We start from the raw sequence: 18359 nt of genomic DNA, 5'->3' as shown, positions 1-18359 counted from the left end.
CATGGCTAGGCCGCTGATCAGGATGAATTCGGGTGCTCCCGCCGGCAGAGCCAGCCGCATCCTGCGCAATCGCCTGACGCTCACCACCATCCTGGCAATGTCGCCGTTCCTTTCTTATGGCCGTCCGGCCCATGCCGATTGTACCGCCTCGTCGGCGCCCAGCTATCAATGCAGCGGCACGGATACCGACGGCATCACGATCAACGAGGACAATGCGCAAGTATCGACGCTCGCCAGCCCGCCCTTCGTGGTCGAGACCGGCGGCCTCACCATCACGGGTGACGGCAATATCAGCTTCACGGACGACAATGCGTCTTCCATCACGAATGAGGATGGCACCGGGCTTTTCGTCGTTTCTGATGACGATGTATCGGAGGAAATCGATGGCTCGCTGACGATCACCGGTAACAGCATCATCACGGGCACCAAGAACGGCATATTCGCCAAGAATTTGAGCAGCGGCAATCTCGCCATCACCGTGAATGGCGAGGTGACCGGACTGGACCCGGATGATCCGGAGATCGCCAGCGACGGCATATATGCCTTCAACACAGGGCGGGATCTCACGATCACCACCGGCGCCCGGAGCGTAATCACCGGCGACGACAACGCCATCGAGGCACGCAATTACGGCACCGGCAATCTCAGCATCGACATCCAGGGCCGGGCCAGGAGCAACGATTTTGATGGCATCTTTGCCCGCAACGGCAGCATCTATGACAACGCGCCCGAGGCTGACGATCTGAAGATCACCATCGGCGCGCAGGCTGTTGTCGACGGCAACTTCCGTGGTATCCACGCGCAGAATTACGGCACCGGCGATCTGTCGATCACCGTCGACGGCGCGGTGACCGGTCGCAACCGCGACGGCATACAGGCCGTCAACGAAGGGCAGAATCTCATCATCGCCGCCGGCGCCTCGAGCGTGATCCGCGGCGAGGCGCCGGTGAATCCGCTAAATCCAATCCAGGACTCCAATGGCATCGATGCGCTGAACAAAGGCTCCGGCTATCTCAAGATCACCGCCGACGGCGTCGTGTTCGGCAATATCAATGACGCCATCTTTGCCAAGAATTATGGCACGGACCTCATCGTCCAGACGGGCGAGCAAAGCCTGATCCAGGGCGGCGGCAACGGCATCGGCGCCTATAATAGCGGCATCGGCAGGCTTGAAATCACAGCCAATGGCCTGGTGGGCGGCTACGCTCAGAATGGCGACGGAATCCATGCCGTCAATCGCGACGTCGACATCTATGCCCCGGTTTACAATCCCGATCTCACCAAGAATATGAGTATCACCACGGGCGCCGCCAGTACGATCAGAGGCGTCGCGGACGGCATCGATGCGCGCAACTACGGCGCCGGGAGCCTGACGATCACTACCCGAGGCGAAGTCACCGGCAAAAATGGCGCCGGCATTTTCGCCCGCAATGTCTATAGCGAGTTGTGGGTGGGAGGCGATTCAGGTGGATTTGTCGAGGGCAGGGCGCTCGGCCTTACCATCGCCACGGAGAGCGCCAGCAAGGTGACCGGCAGATATTATGGCATCTATGCCGAGGACAGCGGCGACGGCGAGTTCCTGATCACCGCCAATGGCCAGGTCACAGGCCAGACGGGTGATGGCATATTTGGCCTCGACGGCAGCGAAGGTTTGACCGAAATCGGCGGCGACTTCACCATCATCACCGGCGCGGGCAGCATCGTCGGCGGCGACCGACACGGCATCCATGCGCGCAATTACGGCTCCGGCAACCTGAAAATCGAGGTCAATGGCCAGGTCACCGGCGCCTATGAGGACGGCATTTATGCGATAAGCAATCCGGACAGCGATGACAACGACCTGACGATCATCACCGGGCCGGGAAGCGTGGTGACAGGCGGGGATGACGGCATCGACGCCACGCAAGACGGCGCGGGCGGCGCCTTCAAGATCACGGTCAATGGCACGATCACCGGCCTGGGCGAGGATGGTAATGTCACCGCGAACTGCATCTGCAATCCCGGCTTCGGCATCTACGCCGACAATAATCGTGGCGACAGCACCGAGATCGAGATCGGCGGCGCGGGCCTGGTGCAGGGCAGGGCCTCCGGCATCTATGCAAAGTCGCGGGACGATCAGTCGATCACCATCACCAATGACGGCATCGTGCGCAATCTGTCGGCGCTGTCCGATGCCTACGCGATCGTGGCGACCGGCGGCGCGACCGAGATCAACAATACCGGCGCGATCATCGGCACGGTGCAGCTCAGCACATCCGATGATACGTTCAACAATGACGGCCTGTGGTCGACCACCGGTGAAAACAACTTCGACGACGGCGGAGACGATGAGGTTAACAACCGCGGTGTGTTGTTCGCCGCAGCCGATCCCGGCGCGCCCGAGACATCGATCCTCGCCGGTCTCGAGCGCTTCAACAATTCAGGGCTGGTTTCGTTGGTCGACGGCCAGGCGGGCGACAGCCTGGTGATCCGTAGCGTGTTCGCCGGCGATACCGACTATCTGAGCGAAGACGGCCATTTGTCGGTCGACGCCATCCTCGGGCCCGAGGGCAAAGCGGACGAGCTCCACATTGAAGGCAATGTCACGGGCGTGACGAAGGTCCACGTCAATGTCGTCGATGCCACGGGCGCCAGCGAGGGTATACCGGTCATCCGCGTTTTCAGCGGCATCACCGGCGCTGGCGACTTTGTCCTCGACGGGCCGCTTTATGCCGGCTTCTACAGCTGGGACATGCGCTTCAACGCAGCTGAAAACGTGCATGAACTGTTCACCTCCGGCATCGGCATCGGCGCCGAGGAATTCGCCGGCGGCATGACCGGCGCCCAGGATATGTGGTTCCAGTCGCTCGGAACGCTGCTCGGCCGGCAGATGGATCTCAAGTCTTTGCTCGGCGGCACCGGCGTCACCCCGGTCGCCGATTTCGGCGAGCCGGTCGCCCCGACACCCGTTGCACGCGTCACGCCCGGCTTCTGGTTCTCAGGCGTCGGCGCCTATCTCGAGCGCGACGACGAGCAGGATGGCTTCATCCTCGACCGCAAGCAGACGATCTGGGGCGGTCTCGCGGGCTTCGATTTCGGCACCCAGGATGTCGGCGACGCGCTTTTGTTCGGCGTCTTCGGCGGCTATCTCACCTCCACGCTCAAATTCGACGAGACCAATACCGAATGGACTTATGAAGGCCCCTCGGTCGGCGTCTATGCGACCTATCTCGACCGCGCCTTCTTTGTCGATGCGACGCTCAAGGTCGACTTCCTCGACATCGGGATCGATCCGGAAGACTTGGCACCCGCTGCCGATGACGGCGACACCGACGCTCTGAATATCGGCGGCCGGATCGACACCGGCTACAAATTCGGCGAAGGCCTGTTCGTCGAACCGCAGGCCTCGCTCGCCGCGGTGCATAGCGAGATCGACGATGTCGATGTCTTCGGCGGCACGGTCGCTTTCGATGACGAGACCAGCGTCATGGGCAGGCTGGGTCTCAGGCTCGGCTTCGATCATACCGCCAGCGACGCCATGATCTATTCGGGCGATGTGATCGCCAGCGTCTGGGAAGACTTCTCGGGCGACAACAATGCCACCATCGCCACCCCGGGATTGCCGGATCTCGGCGTGTCGGATGATCCGGGCGCCACCATGGGCGATGTCTCGCTCGGCTTCGCCGTCGCGAGCCCGGAAGGCTGGTCGGGCTTCCTGCGCGGGAACTATCAATTCGCCAGCGATTATGACGCCTATAGCGGCAATGCCGGCATCAGATATGCCTGGTAGGTCAGCGCGTGACGGCGCTGCGGGAGACAAACTGATCGGCCATCGCGTCGAATAGTCGAGCCCGCTTCCAGATGGAAGTTGATCGGACGTCATGAAGCGCGCTAGGTCTTGCCGCTCATCGCATTCGTTTCAGTAGGGAATCCGCCTTGTCTCCGTCCGACTCATCGCCATCAATCGAAGCTCCGGCACCCGCCGAGGACAAAGCTCAGCCAAACCAAGCCGCCGACAAGGCCCCCGCCGTCACCTATTCGATGTCGAATGGCTTTCCGCGCCTGCTCGCCCGTCTCGACGTCTCGGCGGGCTTCACCTCCTATCAGTCCGGCAAGCTCTATCTCCTCGGCCGCAATCCCAAGGGCGGGCTGATGGTGGATGAGCGGCTGTTTCCCAAGGCGATGGGCCTTTGTGTCGAAGGCCACACGCTGGCGCTCGCCACCTTGTTCCAGATCCAGCGCTTCGAGAATGTGCTCGACAAGGGCCAGGCGATCAATCACACGCAGGACGCCTGCTATGTGCCGCGCCTCACCTATACGACCGGCATACTCGACGCGCATGACATAGGGCTGATGGCCGACGGCCGGATCGTCTTCGTCAACACAGCCTATAATTGTCTGGCGGTGCCGTCCGAACGCCACAGTTTCACTCCGATCTGGATGCCGCCCTTTATTTCCGCCCTCGTCAATGAGGATCGCTGCCACTTGAACGGGCTGGCGATGGAGGCGGGCAGGCCGCGCTATGTGACCGCCGTCTCGCGCTCGGATACGATCGACGGCTGGCGCGACCGGCGCGCCGATGGCGGCATCGTCATCGATGTGGAGACGGGCGAGATCGTCTGCTCGGGCCTGTCCATGCCGCATTCGCCGCGCCTGGTCGACGGGCGCCTGTGGCTGTTGAATTCCGGCACCGGCGAACTGGGTGAGGTCGATCTCGCGACGAAGTCTTTCCGCCCCCATATGTTCTGTCCGGGCTTCGGCCGCGGCCTCGCGATCCGGGGCCGGCATGCCTTCGTCGGCCTGTCGAAGCCGCGCTACAAGCGCTTCGAGGGACTGAAGCTGGATGAGCGGCTGAAAGCAGCCGATTCCGAGCCCTGGTGCGGCATCCAGGTGATCGATCTCGACAAGAAGACCTGTGTCGAATGGTTCCGCATCGACGGGGCGGTGGCGGAGATCTATGACGTCGCCGTGCTGCCCGGCATCGCCTGTCCGATGTCGCTGGACTTCGCGTCCAATGAGATCAAGTCCCTTATCACCCATGATCCTTTGACGCCTGAAACCGTGTCCTGAGGCGGCTGGCGCCGTTTTGGGACAGCTACAAGTTGAATGTTGCCGGCGTAGTTTACGACCGGAGATATCCGGGGCCATGGCGGGTTGTGGCTAAATGGCCACACCATCAAATTTCCGTGCGCTTCTCTGACTTAGCGTCGGTTTCTTATTGAGCGCGAAGCCTGCCTCGCGTTATCACTTTGAAACATTCGGATTTCCGCTGAGGGAATTATGGGGTCGAGCCGCCTGTTTCGCCGCCGTCTGGCATTGACGACGATCCTCACCGTTGCGCCTTTCTTCGGCTATGGCCGCCAGGCCTCTGCCGCCTGCGATCCGTCACCGTCTCCCACCTTCTTATGCGGCGGCGCCAATATCGTGACGCAGGCCATCACCGCCGACAATGCGAATGTATCGACGGTTCCGGGCTTCAGCGTGAACGCGCCCGCCGGCCATGGCATCAGCATCACCGGCGATGGTCATCTGCAGTTCGTCGACGGCAACGCATCGATAATAACTGGTGATGACAACGGCCTCGATATGCGGGTGACGGGCGACGCCGGAGCCACGCAAGGGGCGATCACGATCACCGGGAACAGCACCATCACCGGCGGCGACAACGGCATCCATGCCCGGAATGACGGCGGCGGAGATATCAACATCACCGCCAACGGCAGTGTCACGGGGCTCGCTTATGACGGCATAAACGCCGGCAACACCGCGATCGGTGGCGATGTGACCATCCGCACCGGGGCAGGGAGCACCGTCTCCGGTTATACGCACGGCATCAAGGCCGATAATGCGGGCACGGGCGATCTCGAGATCACGGCGGATGGCAAGGTCACCGGAGCACGGGTCGATGGCATATCCGCCTCTGTCGGCTCGAGTGGCCGGAACCTGACGATAACCACCGGCGCGGAGAGCGAGGTCTCGGGATATGGCGACGGGATCGACGCCCGCAGCTTGGGCTCCGGCGATCTCACCATCACCGCCAATGGCAAGGTCACGGGAATGGAAGGCCAAGCGCATGGCATCTTCGCCAGCACTTCGGCAGCTGGTGAAAATCTGACGATAACGACCGGCGCGGCGAGCGAGATCACCGGCAATTTCATGGGCATCCGCGGCGTCAACGGAGGCAGTGGAGACCTTACGATTAGCGCTCATGGCGAGGTCGCCGGGACAGAGCGGGAAGGGATCTATGCCCTCAATCTTCCCGGCAGCGGCGATCTGACGGTCACCGCCGCCGCCGGAAGCGTCGTCACGGGCGGCTATGACGGCATCGAGGCGCGAAGCCTCGGCCATGGCGCGCTCCTGGTGGCAGCTTATGGCGAGGTCACGGGCACAGTCGGCAGAGGCATATGGGTCGTCAACTATTCCGGCGCCAGCGCGACGGTAAAGACCGGGGCTGAGAGCAACGTCACGGGTTATGATGGTATTGCCGGCCGAAACGACAGGGGCGATTTCACCATCACCGCCGATGGCGAGGTCACGGGGACGGAGCGCGACGGCATATATGCCCTGAACACGCCCGGTGCCGGCGCCCTGAAGATCACCGCCGGATCGGGCAGCAATATCACCGGATATCGAAATGGCATCCTCGCCCGGAATAACGGGGATGGCGATCTCGATATCATTGCCCATGGCAATGTGACGGGCGAAACCCGTTATGGCATCGAGGCTTTCAACTCGTCCAATGGCGGCGACCTGACCATCACGACGACGGCGGGAAGCGACATCACCGGCAAGCTCCACGGCATCCGCGGCAAGAACTATGGCAGCGGCGGCGATCTCGTCATTACCGCCGACGGGGAGGTCACTGGAGAGCACGGCGACGGCATAGTAGCGGACAACCGGTCGCCGGCCGTCAGTCTGACGGTGACCACCGGGGCTGCGAGCGTGATCACCGGCGATGCAAATGGAATCAACGCCAATAATTCCGGCAGCGGCGATCTCACTATCACGGCCAATGGCAGCGTCGAGGGAACGACCCGTGCCGGCATCACCGCCTTCAATTCCAACAACGGCAAGAATCTCAAGATCACCACCGGTGCGGCAAGCGCGGTCACCGGGGGAACCCATGGGATCTATGCCACGAATTCCGGGCAAGAGGATCTTGAGATTGTGGCACTTGGTGATGTCACAGGCCTCGATGGCTACGGCATCCGCGCCCAGAACAGCGCCAACAGCGCCAATCTGACGATCACCACCGGAGCAGGAAGCGACGTCAAGGGAAGCACCGATGCCATCGAAGCCCGCAATTCCGGCAGTGGCACGCTCGCCATCACGGTCGATGGCGCCGCCACCGGGACAACTGGCAATGGCATAATGGCGGTTAATTATGCGGCGGGTGACGCCCTGACGATCGAGACCGGCGCGGGAAGCGCCGTCAAGGGGTTCAACGGCATCGCCGCCCAGAACAGCGGCCGCGGCGCTCTCACCATCACCGTCGATGGCGACGTCACCGGCACGAATTTCGACGGCATATATGCCCGCAACTTCGACAACGATGCTCAACTCACAATTATCACGGGGGCCGGGAGCAACGTCAAAGCGCCACTGACGGCATCGACGCCCGCATGGCCAATGGCGCCCAAGATCTCGTGATCGCGGCGGATGGCCTGGTCACGGGCGAAGATGGCGATGGCATACATGCGGAAGCTGTCTCTGGTCGGAATCTGACCATCACGACCGGCGCCCGGAGCAACATCACCGGTGAGGCGGATGGTATCGATGCCGATAATGACGGCACTGGCGATCTCTTCATCACGATCGGCGGGACAGTGACCGCCAAGACCAGCGATGGCATCGATGCCTCGAATTCGGGCGTGAATCTCACGATCACCGCCGAAGCGGGCAGCGCCATCAATGCCAACTACGAGGGCATCGACGCCCAGAATGACGGGACAGGCGATCTCACCATCACCGCGAATGGCGCGATCACGACCCTGCATACGGGCGGCAACGGCATCGGCGCCGAAAATAACGGCCGCAACCTTACGATCACCACAGGCGCCGGAAGCTTCATCTCGGCTGGGGACGACGGGATCTATGCCGAGAACGATGGCGCCGGCAATCTCACCATCACCGTCAACGGGATCGTCGAGGGGCGCGGCGACGACGGGATCTATGCCGAGAACGAGGGCGCCGATCTGGCGATCACCACCGAAGCGGGAAGCGTCGTCAGCGGCGCGAATGACGGCATCGACGTCCGCCACGAGACCAGCGGTGCGTTCCAAGTCACCGTGAAGGGCGCGGTCACCGGCACGGAGTCCTACGGCATAAGAGCCGTCAATACCGGCGATGCGACCACCGACCTCAGAGTGGCGGGCGGAGGTCTCGTCCAGGGCGACGAATCCGGCATCTGGGCCCGTTCACTGAACGAGCAGGCCATTTCGATTGCCAATCACGGGACCGTGCGCAATCTCTCCGGTGAGGCGGATGGCCGGGCCATCACGACCACCGGCGGCGCCGCGACGATCAGCAACGACAATCAGTTGGTCGGCACGGTCTCGCTCGGCGCTTTCGGCGATACGCTCAACAACAGTGGCCTGTGGGAAGTCGGCGGCGTGGGACCGTCGGCGAGCGATTTCGGCGACGGCGACGACGTCGTGGACAATACCGGTGCTCTGCGCGCCGCGCATGACGGCGAGGACAGCGAGTTCACGGAGCTGCTGAATCTCGAGACCTTCAACAATTCCGGCGTCGTCTCGTTGATCGACGGGCATGACGGAGACACGCTGCGCCTCAGCGGTGCGACGGAATTTGTCGGTCATGGCGGCCGTCTGGCGATAGATGGCTTTCTGTCGGAAGACGGCGCCACCGATAAGCTTGTCGTCGATAGCGACACGAGCGGAACCACGCGTCTTGTCGTCAATCTGACAAACCCGGCCGGCAGCACGCCGAATTATGTTGGCCTGCCGGTAATCTTCGTGGGCGGAAGCACGGACGCATCTCATTTCGACGTCGAAGGCGGCGTGCTCAATGCCGGCTTCTTCGCCTGGGATCTGAGGCTCGATGGCGACACGCATGAGCTTTACACCTCAGGCCTCGGCGCCGGTGCTCATGAATTCGCGGCCGGTATTACGGCTGCGCAGGACATCTGGCAGCAGACGACCGGCACGCTGCTGCAGCGCCAGGCCGATCTGCGTCCGTTGCTCACCTCGACGCAGGTGACACCGGTTGCCGATTTCAGTGAGCCGGTCGCGCCCGCGGCAGCCGGCCGTGTGGGTCCAGGCTTCTGGTTCAAGGCGGTCGGCGGCTATCTCGACCGCGACGGCGAGGAAGATGGCTTCACGCTCGACCGCAAGCAGACGGTGTTCGGCGGTCTCGCCGGCTTCGACATCGCTGTCGACGGGATCGGCGATGCCATGCTGCTCGGCCTGTTCGGCGGCTATGTGACATCCGATCTCAAATTCAGCGAGACTAACACCAAATGGACTTATGAAGGCCCGACGCTCGGCGTCTATGCGACCTATGTCGCCGGCGCCTTCTATGCCGATGCGGTCGTCAAGGCTGACTTCCTCGATGTCGATATCGATCCCGAGGATCTGGCGCCGGCGGCGGATGATGCCGAGACTGACGCCTTCAATCTCGGCGGCCAGATCGATCTCGGCTACAGGCTCGGCCTCGATCATGGCCTGTTCGCCGAACCGCAGGCCTCGCTGGCGCTTATCCATACCGAGATCGATGATGTCGGTGTCTTCGGCGGCGCCGTCTCCTTCGACGACGAGACGAGCCTGCGCGGTCGGCTGGGACTGAGACTCGGTCACGAGCTGATCGCCGGCAATGCTGTCATCTATTCCTCCGATGTCACGGCGAGCGTCTGGCAGGATTTCTCGGGCGACAATGACGCCACCATCACGGCGCCGCTTTTCCCCACGACGGGTGTGGCCGACGATCCTGGCCAGACGATCGGTGATGTCTCGGTCGGCTTCAGCGTGATCGCCCCCGACGGTTTGTCGGGTTTCCTGCGCGGCCATTACCAGTTCGCCGAGGACCTCGATGCTGTCACCGGCCATGCCGGGTTGCGATACGCGTGGTAGAGAATTCTCCCGCCACCGCCGAAGGCGGCGAGAGTGGCGCGCAGGAGAAACCTCACGCTGAGGTGGCCGCGAAGCGGCCCTCGAAGCGAGCGTGCTGCAATACACCTTCGAGGTGGATTGAGTCACCTTGAGATCCGGCTCGATGACGATGTGTCGATTCCGGATTTGCTCAACGAGACGTTGCGGCGAACGCACGTTCTCGCTGCAGTGCGGAGCCTTGACTCATCCAATGCGAGATGAGGTCCGCTGCGGTTGTGTCAGCAGAGCCACGGTCTATCGATTTCGTGCTGATTAAGTAAAATATTCTGTTGCGATTACCCGATGTCAGCTTAATCCTGTCCGCCAACGGGTGCCGATTTGCCCCGCATCGCTGGGGGACGGTACGTGATACGGAAGACTTGGACGGCATCTTCGGATGCTTCTCGCGCGCAACGTGCAAGCCGCGCATTTCGCAATCGATTGGCTCTGACGACGGTCCTGACCGTGGCGCCGTTCATGGGCTATGGCCGCCAGGCCGAAGCCGCCTGCGTGCCGGATCCGGTGGCGCCGACTTATACCTGCAGCGGCGCCAGCGGGGCGCAGACCATCACCTCCAATGATGCCGCTGTCACGACGGTTGCGGGTTTTGGCGTGACGACCGCCGCCGGCAACGGCATCACCATCACCGGTGACGGCGCCATGAGCTTCATCGACCGCACCGCTTCCGTCATCACCAGTACCAATGGCCATGGCCTCTATGTCGGAGCGACGGGCAATAACACCGATGATGGCGCGGTGACGATCGAGACGAATGGCGCCATAACGGGGAGCGCGGCGGGCATATACGCCCGCACTGATGGTCAGGGCGATATTGACATCACGGCCGATGGTACAGTCACGGGGGAGAGCGGCGCTGGCATCCACGCCTATAGTAATATGGGCGACGATATGACGATCACCACCGGTATCGGCAGTGCCGTCACCGGGGCTGACGGCATCCTCGCCGACAGTGAAGCCATGGGCAATCTCGACATTACGGCCAATGGCCGGGTTACCGGCTTGGCGGGCGACGGCATTCGTGCCGTGAGTAATCTCGGCATGGGCACTGGCCTCGATCTGACGATCACCACCGGCACGCAGAGCAGCGTCTTTGGCCGCGAGAACGGCATCAACGCCAACAATTTCGGCAAAGGCGACCTCATCGTCACTGCCAGAGGCATCGTCACCGGCGAAGAGCGCGCCGGCGTCTATGCCTACAATTCCGAAAACGGCGCCAACCTGACGGTCGCCACCGAATCGACCAGCGTGATCAGCGGTGACGACAACGGCATCAATGCCCGCAATTATGGTGGCGGCGATCTCACGGTCATCGCCGACGGCCAGGTCACCGCCTATTCCGGCGACGGCATCCGCGCCTATAATTTGGGAGGTGTCAAGGTTTATGGTGGGGGTGACTATGACTTCAAGAATGGCGCCGGTCAGGATCTGACCATCACCACGGGCGCGGGCAGCGTGGTCACGGGAGAGCGCAGTGGCATCACGGCGTTCAATGGGGGGGCGGGCGATCTCTCGATCACCGTCAATGGCCTGGTCACCGGCAATGATGGCGACGGCATCCGCGCCTATAATTTCAACGGCGACAGCGGTTATATCCCGCCCGTTCAACGGAGATATTATGGCGCCGCCCAGAACATGACGATCAGCACGGGAGCCGCCAGTGTGATCACCGGCCGCGACGACGGCATTGACGTCGGCAACACCGGTGCAGGCATTCTTGCGATCACTGTCAGGGGCACGGTCACCGGCCAGGGAGACGACGGCATAGGTGCCTACAATTTCAACTATGGCGATGACCTGAAGATCGTCACCGACGCCGGCAGCCTGGTAACGGGTATCGGCGGCGACGGCATAGATGCGAACCACTATGGCGCCGGCGATCTCGACATCACCGTCGACGGTCGTGTCACAGGCCGGGGTGAGGAGGATCTCTTTGGGTCCGGTATAGAAGCCGAAAATGATGGCGGTGGCGACACCCTCATCAAGATCGGCGGCACTGGCCTCGTCGAGGGTGATTTCGCCGCTATTGAAACCGTTTCCGACGGCGAACAGACCATCGCGATCACCAATGACGGCGTGGTCCGGAATCTCTCGGCCGAATCTGATGACCAGGCCATCTACACGGGGGGCGCCGAGACGGATGTCCTGAACCGGGGCACCCTGATCGGTTATGTGGATCTCGACGACCACGATGACACCGTCGAAAATGCCGGCTTGTGGAACATGGCGAATGGCACGAGCAAATTTTACGATGGCGATGATGAGGTGACGAACTCCGGTACGCTCCTCGCCGCCGACGATAAGGCCATGGATGAGGAGACGGTCCTCGAGGGGCTGGAGAGGTTCGGGAACTCCGGGCTGGTCTCGCTGGTCGACGGACGGGCTGGAGACATCCTCAGGCTGATCGGGGAAGGACCCGGCGAGGTGGATTATTCCGCGACGGATGCCCGCCTCGCGGTCGATGCGGTGCTGGGCGCCGGCTCGGACGGACTGTCGGACGTGTTGTTCATCGGCGGCAATGTCAGTGGCGGGACAACCAGGATCTCGGTCAATGTCGTCGATGTTCTGGGCGCCAATATGCTCGGCATTCCGGTGGTCGATGTCATCGACTGCGAGACCGGCGAGGGCGATTTTGTTCTGCAGGATGGCCCGATCCAGGCCGGCTTCTTCAGCTGGGATCTGAGATACAATGCGCTCGAGAACTGGCACGAGCTCTACAGCTCAGGCATAGGCATCGGCGCTTATGAATTCGCCGCCGGCATCACCGGCGCCCAGGATATCTGGCACCAGACCACCGGCACGCTGGCGCAGCGCCAGGCCGATCTGCGCCCGCTGCTCAACGGCACGCAGGTGACGCCGGTTGCCGACTTCGCCGAGCCGGTGGCGCCGGCCGGCGTCGGCCGCGTCGGCCCGGGCTTCTGGTTCAATGCGGTGGGCGGCTGGCTCGACCGCGACGCCGAGCAGGACGGCTACACGCTCGACCGCAAGCAGTCGATCTATGGCGGCCTTGCCGGCTTCGACGTCGCCACGGATGCGGCGGGCGGCGAGACCTGGCTGTTTGGCATCTTCGGCGGCTATCTCGGCTCGACGCTGAAGTTCAGTGAGACCAACACCAAGTGGACCTATGACGGCCCGACGGTCGGTGCCTATGCGACCTATCTCAACGACGCCTTCTATGCCGACGTCACTGTCAAGGCCGACTTCCTCTCGATCTCGATCGACCCGGAAGACTTGGCGGCGGCGGCCGACGACAGTGACACCGACGGCGTCAATCTCGGCGGCCGCGTCGATACCGGCTACAAGATCGGCGGAACGGAGGGCGTCTTCTTCGAGCCGCAGGCCACGCTCGCCGTGGTCAACAGCGATATCGACGACACCGAGATCTATGGCGGCGATGTCGATTTCGACAGCGAGACGAGCGTTAAGGGCCGGCTCGGCTTGAGGCTCGGTTATGATCAGACCGCCGGCAACGCCGTCGTCTATTCGTCGGATGTGACGGCGAGCGTCTGGCAGGAGTTCAACGGCAGCAACGACGCCTCGATCGCGGTGACGGGGCTCGATGATTTCGGCGTTGCGGACGACACGATCGCGACGCTCGGCGATATTTCGCTGGGCTTCGCCGTCACGGCGCCCGAAGGCTGGTCGGGATTCCTCCGGGCCAATTACCAGTTCGCCGAGGATTTCGAGGCGATCACCGGCAATGCCGGCGTGCGATACGCCTGGTAGGGAATTTTCTCTCCATCGCCGAAGGCGACTATCCGATTCACACAACTTGTGTCGGGTGCGCTTATACCCTCGCCCCCAACGGGGGAGAGGGAGGGACTCGATGCGAAGCATCGGGAGGGTGAGGGGGAACTGACGGCAATCGTTCCGGCATCGCATCAGGATTGTGCCGCTGGTTCGCCCTCACTCCCGCTCATTGCAGTACGCAAGGCCTTTACCCGGTTTCCCCTTCTCCCGCCTGCGGGAGAAGGGGAATGAAGGCGAGTTCCGAGTCTCGTTAGACAAGACGTGTCACGAATCCCATTCTTTACGTGATTTTCTCTGGCATGTCGTAAGTTTCCCCGGACAGCCCTCCCGCCGGGGGCGAGGGGATCGTTCAATAGCCGTCTCAATACGATGAGCGTGATGGCTCTAAAAGGAATCGCCCTTCCCAAAGAAACCTCACGCTGAGGTGGCCGCGAAGCGGCCCTCGAAGCGCCCACTAGGATGGGGTGAGTTTGTTGCAACACTTCCTTCAACGTCCGGCAGCGATAGGTAGAACCGAACTCGTCGCGCTCTGCGTCCCCGCAAGAGCTACTCACGCCCATTGATGAGCGCTGGAGACACCACACCCGTCCGCCCGTGGGCGGACACACTCTCCGCGCTTCGCATGGCGGAGGGAGAAGCCGCCGCCGGGGAGCGGACCGAATCACTTCGAGATCCGACGCACTTACGAGATATCAAATCGAGATTGCTCAACGATATATTTCGCACGCTCTCGGTGTGACGCCGCGATCTAGCTCATCCAGTGCGCGAAGAAGTCCGCCGCGTCTGTGGCAGAAAAGCCACGTCACATCGATTTTGCGCGGTCGGGGAAAAATTCCTGTTGCAGTGACTTTATGTCAGTCTAATTTCCCGCCCATCTGCGGCTCCGAATCCGGACCCGCACACATTTTCGGGAGGGCACATGGAACGGCATATCAAGGCAGCAACTCAGGATGTATCGAACAAGCGGCGCGTGGGCACTGCCTTTCGCAGCCGGCTGGCCTTGACAACCGTCCTTACCGTCGTGCCGTTCATCAGCTATGGCCGCCAGGCTGTGGCCGCCTCGGCCTGCGTCCCGACGGGCCCTTCGACCTATTCCTGCGGCGGCGCCAGCGCGGGGGAGACGATCAATATCGATAGCGCCAGCGTCGCGACGGTCGCGGGCTTTTCCGTGACCGCGGCCGGCGCCGACAACGGCATCACCATCACTGGCGACGGCCGGTTGAGCTATATCGACACCAACGCCTCGCCGATCACGAGCGAAAACGGCACCGGCCTCCTTGTTCATGCGACCGGCAATATCGAGGATGAAGTCACCGAGGCAGGTGGGGTCATAATCGACACGAACGGCAATATCACCGGCGCCACCGGCATCGACGCCCGCAATGACGGCGCCGGCGATGTCTCGGTGACGGTTGGTGGCGCGGTAACGGGGAGGACCGGCGACGGCATCTCCGCGCTCAACTATGGCAACGATCTGACAATCACCACTGGCGAGGACAGCGACATCTCCGGCGGCAATGACGGCATCGAGGCCCGCAACCATGGTGAAGGCGATCTCGACATTACCGTTAATGGAAATGTGACCGGGTGGAGCGGTGCCGGCATTGTTGCCAGGAACGGCTTCTTTCACCCGGTGAACGAGCATCCTGTCGGCGACGATCTGACGGTGAGAACCGGCACGCAAAGCGAGGTCACTGGAGAGCGTGATGGTATCTTCGCGGACAACGATGGTTACGGCGAGCTTGAGATCTTCGCCGACGGTACGGTGCAGGGATACGGTGGCAGCGGCATTCGCGCCGAAAATTCAAGCTACGGAACAAACCTCATCATCACCACGGGTGCCGAGAGCGTGATCATCGGCCATGGCGCAGATAGCGAAGTGTTTGACGCAGGCCCTGGCCCCGGTCATGGCATCTATGCCCGCAACGATGGCTCCGGGGATCTCGATATTACCGCCAATGGTCAGGTCACTGGTCTGGACGGCGCTGGTATCTATGCCCGGAACTCGTCAAACGGCATCAATCTGGCGATCACCACTGGCGCGCAGAGTGCGATAACCGGCTCTCGCGACGGCATTTACGCCGAAAACTACGGTGAAGGTAATCTTGACATCACGGTCAACGGCCTTGTCGAGGGCTTGGACGGTGACGGCATATATGCCGACAACGATGATAACGGCGTCGATCTGACCGTCAGCACCGGCGCGCAGAGCGAGGTCATCGGAGAAGACTATGGCATCTACGCGGAGAACGATGGTCGTGGCAAGCTCGAGATCACCGTCAACGGCGCAGTGACCGGGCGTAGCGACGACGGTATCTACGCGGAAAATTCATCCAACGGCACCGGTCTCACGATCACCACAGGTGTCGGAAGCGTGGTCTGGGGATACGATGACGGTATCTATGCCGAACAGAATGGTGATGGCGATCTCACCATCATCGTCAATGGCAAGGTAACCGGTTACTACAACGATGGCATCGAGACGGAAAATGATGGTTCTGGCGAGACGATTATCACCATAGGTGCGAGCGGCATCGTCGAGGGCAATGATTCCGCCATCGACGCCGATTCGGATTACGGCCAGGACATCTCGATCACCAATTTGGGTACGGTGCGCAACCGGTCGGGCTCATCAAGCGATCGCGCCATCGAGACTGACGACGGCGACACCACGATCAAGAACTATGGCAATCTCATCGGCACCGTGGACCTCGGAGACTTTGAAGACTTCACCGATAGTCGCCTCAACAATGCCGGTTTCTGGGACACGTCCGACGGCTGGAACGACTTCGGTGGTGGTGAGGACGAGGTCACCAATTCTGGCGTTCTGCGGGCGGCCAATGACGCGACGGAGAATGAAGAGACGCTCCTCGGTGGTCTGGAGAGGTTCGACAATGACGGCGGCCAGATAACGCTCGTCGACGGGGCTGTCGGCGATACCCTCGTGCTGGTCAACGAAATGTTCCTGCCGTTCGGCGATTCCATGCTGTTCGACCATAACCCAAGCCTGACCTATTCCGCCACGAATGGCCGCCTGGCGGTCGACGCCGTGCTCGGCGCCGGAGACGCCGGCAAATCGGACACTCTCGAAATCCACGGCAATGTCGATGAAGCGAGCACGACCACCATCGCGGTGAATGTCGTCGGTGTGTCGGGCGTCAATGTGCTCGGCATCCCGGTGGTCAAGGTCATCAATGGCGAGACCGGCCCCGATAATTTCAGCCTCGCGGGCCCGGTCAATGCCGGCCTCTTCGCCTGGGATCTGCGCTTCGACGAAGGAGAGAACTGGTACGAGCTCTTCACCTCGGGTGTCGGTATCGGCGGTTATGAGATGGCGGCCGGTCTCACCGGCGCCCAGGAGATCTGGCACCAGACGACCGGCACGCTGGCGCAGCGCCAGGCCGATCTGCGCCCGCTGCTCAACGGCACGCAGGTCACGCCGGTCGCCGACTTCACCGAGCCGGTCGCGCCGACAGCCGCGGGCCGTGTCGGCCCGGGCTTCTGGTTCAACGCGGTCGGCGGCTGGCTCGACCGCGACGCCGAAACCGACGGCGTCACGCTCGACCGCAAGCAGTCGATCTATGGCGGCCTCGCCGGCTTCGACTTCGCGACGGATGCAACGGGCGGCGACACCTGGCTGTTCGGCCTGTTCGGCGGCTATCTCAGCTCGACGCTGAAATTTAGCGAGACCAACAGCGAATGGACCTATGACGGCCCGACGGTTGGCGCCTATGCCACCTATCTGAGCGGTTCATTCTATGCCGATGTGACAGTCAAGGCCGACTTCCTGTCGATCGACATCGAGCAGGACGACCTGGGTGCCGATGACAGCGACACCGACGGCATCAATCTCGGCGGCCGTATCGATGCCGGCTACAAGATCGGTGGCGTTGGTGAAGGCGTGTTCTTCGAGCCGCAGGCAACTCTGGCCGTGCTCAACACCGATATCGACGATACCGAGGTCGGTGGCGGCGATGTCGACTTCGACAGCGAGACCAGCATCAAGGGCCGGCTCGGTCTGAAGCTCGGCTATGATCACATCGCCAGCAACGCCATGGTCTATTCGTCGGACCTGACGGCGAGCGTCTGGCAGGAGTTCAACGGCAGCAATGACGCGTCGATCTCGGCGACGGGCCTCACCGATTTCGGCGTGTCGGATGACACGATCGGGACGCTCGGCGACATCTCGCTCGGCTTCAGTGTCACGGCGGCCGAAGGCTGGTCGGGCTTCCTGCGCGGCAGCTACCAGTTCGCCGAGGATTTCGATGCCATCACCGGCAATGCCGGGGTGCGATACTCCTGGTAGGCGAGGAGACGGAGCGGATCGAATCACGCGGGCAGCCTGTCGCAATGACAGGCTGCTTGCCTGGCGTAGTTCAACGAAAAATTGCAGCGGCGTACACGTTCCTCGTGTGACGCCGCTTTTTTGTTCATCCAGGGCGCGAGAAGTCGACTTCGCTCGTGGCAGAAAAGCCACGGCGCGCCGATATTTGCGCGCGCTGGGAA

6 protein-coding genes are annotated in these 18359 nt (G+C 62.1%); all 6 read left to right on the top strand.

The features are described 5' to 3' along the window. Position 1 precedes the first annotated feature (1 nt). The 6 genes from G5V57_RS06045 to G5V57_RS06020 all read left to right on the top strand — a co-directional run bounded on the left by G5V57_RS06045 (position 2) and on the right by G5V57_RS06020 (position 18159). Positions 2 to 3769, top strand: coding sequence for an autotransporter domain-containing protein (locus tag G5V57_RS06045; protein ID WP_165166651.1), 3768 nt, complete (start codon positions 2 to 4; stop codon positions 3767 to 3769). A 146-nt stretch (positions 3770 to 3915) separates the two neighbouring features. Then, entirely contained in the window at positions 3916 to 5049 is a 1134-nt protein-coding gene (locus G5V57_RS06040) for a TIGR03032 family protein (RefSeq protein ID WP_246737550.1), read from the top strand. 210 nt (positions 5050 to 5259) lie between these two features. Beyond that, positions 5260 to 7629 carry a hypothetical protein gene (locus tag G5V57_RS06035; protein WP_165166650.1) on the top strand — a complete coding sequence of 790 codons (2370 nt, stop codon included), beginning with the start codon at positions 5260 to 5262 and terminating at the stop codon, positions 7627 to 7629. Further along, positions 7602 to 10067, top strand: coding sequence for an autotransporter outer membrane beta-barrel domain-containing protein (locus G5V57_RS06030; protein ID WP_165166649.1), 2466 nt, complete (start codon positions 7602 to 7604; stop codon positions 10065 to 10067). Before G5V57_RS06035 ends, G5V57_RS06030 begins: the two co-directional genes overlap by 28 nt. Positions 10068 to 10526: 459 nt before the next feature. Next, positions 10527 to 13829, top strand: a complete 3303-nt coding sequence (locus G5V57_RS06025; protein ID WP_165166648.1) for an autotransporter domain-containing protein — start codon at positions 10527 to 10529, stop codon at positions 13827 to 13829. A gap of 943 nt (positions 13830 to 14772) precedes the next feature. Further along, positions 14773 to 18159 (top strand): autotransporter domain-containing protein, encoded by a 3387-nt coding sequence (locus G5V57_RS06020; protein ID WP_165166647.1) that lies wholly within the window; start codon positions 14773 to 14775, stop codon positions 18157 to 18159. Positions 18160 to 18359: the final 200 nt, after the last annotated feature.

The sequence above is a fragment of the Nordella sp. HKS 07 genome (assembly GCF_011046735.1).
Taxonomy (GTDB): domain Bacteria; phylum Pseudomonadota; class Alphaproteobacteria; order Rhizobiales; family Aestuariivirgaceae; genus Taklimakanibacter.
This window is presented reverse-complemented; position numbering and strand designations above follow the sequence as displayed.